The organism is Stenotrophomonas sp. P5_A9 (assembly GCF_056400525.1).
The window spans coordinates 1-2,785 of sequence record NZ_JBFULC010000132.1 but is presented as its reverse complement, the minus strand read 5'-3'; the positions used below and the strand labels follow the sequence as shown (position 1 = coordinate 2,785).

General features: G+C 67.8%; 2 protein-coding genes. Both read right to left on the bottom strand.

Annotated features, from left to right (window positions below; genetic code table 11):
- Nucleotides 1–253: 253 nt before the first annotated feature.
- Nucleotides 254–2,047 carry an acyl-CoA dehydrogenase C-terminal domain-containing protein gene (locus tag AC1DR7_RS20210; protein WP_478052264.1) on the bottom strand — a complete coding sequence of 598 codons (1,794 nt, stop codon included), beginning with the start codon at nt 2,045–2,047 and terminating at the stop codon, nt 254–256.
- 45 nt (nt 2,048–2,092) lie between these two features.
- The gene (locus AC1DR7_RS20205; protein WP_457322333.1) at nt 2,093–2,581 is read right to left on the bottom strand and encodes an LEA/WHy family protein; all 489 of its coding nucleotides are present in this window, start codon (nt 2,579–2,581) and stop codon (nt 2,093–2,095) included.
- Between the last annotated feature and the right edge of the window lie 204 nt (nt 2,582–2,785).

Genomic DNA, 2,785 nt, shown 5'->3' with positions numbered 1-2,785 from the left:
GATTCGGTTGGGCATTCCACCTGAACCCCGCGCCGTTGGCGCGCCCAACGCGGCCGCCGGTGGCGACCGCGTTCCGCGCATTCCACCTAAACCCCGCGCCGTTGGCGCGCCCCCTTTAACAAAAAGGGGGCTTTTCTCCAGATGGGGTGTCGGTGGTACCAACCAGCGGTCGGCACCTGCCGGAGTCACAGCGGTGGCGGTATTGAGTGACCGTTGGTCGGTGGGTCGGTGGGTCGGTGGGCCGGTGCGGTGCTCAGGCCTCGCCGAAATGTGCGTCTTCCATGGTCATCAGCGGGGCGGCGCCGGACTGGATCGCGGCGGCGTGGCTGAGGGTGCGCGGGAGGACACGGGCGAAGTAGAAGCGGGCGGTTTCGCGCTTGGCCTGCTTGAACGCCTCGCTCTGCGCGGAGGCATCGGCGGCGGCGACGCTGCGGGCCCACCAGTAGGCCAGCACCACGTAGCCCGAATAGAACAGGTAGTCGAAGCTGGCCGCGCCCAGTTCCTCGGGGTTGCCGGCGGCGCGCTGCAGGGTGGCCATCGTGAGCTTGCCCCATTCGTCGGCCTTGGCGCGCAGCGGGGCGATGAATTCGGCCAGCGCTTCGTTGCCTTCATTGGCCTTGGCGAAGGTTTCGATCTCGGCCAGCATCAGCTTCAGCCCGGCGCCCTGGCTGGAGGCGGTCTTGCGTCCGATCAGGTCCAGCGCCTGGATGCCGGTGGTGCCTTCGTAGAGGGTAGTGATGCGCGCGTCGCGGGCCAACTGCTCCATGCCGTGTTCACGGATGTAGCCGTGGCCGCCGAAGCACTGCAGGGCGTTGTAGGTGTTTTCGATGCCCCATTCGGTCTGGCAGGCCTTGGAGATCGGGGTCAGGAAGCTCACCAGGGTGTCGGCGCGCTCGCGCTCGCCGGCATCCTCGGCGTGGTGGGCAACATCGACCAGCGTGGCTGCGTGCAGGGCCAGCAGGCGGCTGCCTTCGACCAGCGACTTGATGGTGAGCAGCATGCGGCGTACGTCCGGGTGGACCAGGATCGGGTCGGCCGGCTTTTCCGGGTTTTTCGGGCCACTCAGCGAACGCGACTGCAGGCGCTCGCGGGCGTACTTGAGCGCGTTCTGGTAGGCGCGCTCGGACAGGCCGATGCCCTGCAGGCCGACGCCGAGGCGCGCGGTGTTCATCATGGTGAACATCGCCTGCAGGCCCTTGTGCGGCTGGCCGACGAGGTAGCCTTGGGCACCGTCGAAGTTCATCACGCAGGTAACCGAGCCCTTGATGCCCATCTTGTGTTCGATCGAGCCGCAGCGCAGCGCGTTGCGTTCGCCGACCTTGCCGCCGCGGTCGACCTTGAACTTGGGGGTGACGAACAGCGAGATGCCCTTGGCGCCGGCCGGTGCGTCGGGCAGCTTGGCCAGTACCAGGTGGACGATGTTGTCGGTGAGGTCGTGCTCGCCGGCGGTGATGAAGATCTTGGTGCCGGTGATGGCGTAGCTGCCATCGGCGTTGGGCTCGGCCTTGGTCTTGAGCAGGCCCAGGTCCGTGCCGCAGTGCGGTTCGGTCAGGCACATGGTGCCGGTCCAGCGGCCCTCGATCAGCGGCTTGAGGAAGGCGTCCTGCTGCCAGGCTTCGCCGTGCTGCTTGAGCGCTTCGATGGCGCCGTGGGAGAGCAGCGGGAAGTTGCCCCAGGCCAGGTTGGCGGCGTTGATCATTTCATTGAGCGGCACGCCCAGGGTGTGCGGCAGGCCCTGGCCGCCAAGTTCTGGCGCCGCGGTGAGGCCGGTCCAGCCGCCCTCGACGAACTGTGCGTAGGCCTGCTTGAAGCCCGGCGGCGTGGTCACTTCGCCGGTGGCCTGGTCGAGCGCGCAGCCGATTTCGTCACCGACGCTGTTCAGCGGTGCCAGCACGGTGGTGCTGAAGCGACCGGCTTCCTCGAGCACGGCGTCGACCACGTCGGCGGTGGCGTCGGCAAAGCCGAGGCGGGCGAACAGCGGTTCGACCTTGAGCACGTCATGCAGGGCGAAACGGATATCGGAAAGCGGTGCGGTGTAGCTGCTCATCGTCAGGTCTCGATCAGGTGCAAAGGGATACGGGAAGTGCGCCGGTCAGCGCAGCACGCCGGGCAGGCCGGGGGCCTGGTTGAGGGTGCTGTGGTTGTCGACGTCGAAGCTGCGTTGTTTCTTTTCCTGCGGGGTGGCGCTGACCGTGCCCTTGAGCGCGTAGGCGAGGGTACGGTTGCCGGCGAGGGCATCGGCGACGACCAGGCGGGCGTTGGAGCTGGGCTGCAGCTGCACGTTGATGACGTCGGCGGAGACGCCACCGATGGACAGGGCGGGGCGGGTGGTGAGGGTGCCGGCCGCTTCGTCGCCGACGCTGAGGGTCAGGCTGACGCTGTCGAAGGTCATGGGCATGGAGCTGAAGTTCTGCAGCCGCAGGGCGATATCCCAACCGCCGTCGGCGCGTACGGTGAGCTGCTGGACGCTGGCGGCCGGGGGCGAGACGCGCTTGACGACGCCGCTGTTGCAGGCGGCCAGGGCCAGGGCGGTGCCGGCGAGCAGGGCGACGGTGAGGGCGGTACGGAGGCGGTGGTGCATGGGCGCAATCCTTGGGCGGGTGCTGCGTGGGTCAAAGCATACTACGGCGTATGGTGGTTGTGCCGGCGTTGAGGTCGGTGTTGTAAAGGGTAGTGGGTGTGGGGGTTGGATTGTTTTTTTCGAGGCCAAAGCCAAGGCCGGAGCCAGGGCCGGAGCCAGGGCCGGAGCCAGCGCGGCTTCCGGGTTGCTGGGGGAGGGTGGGGC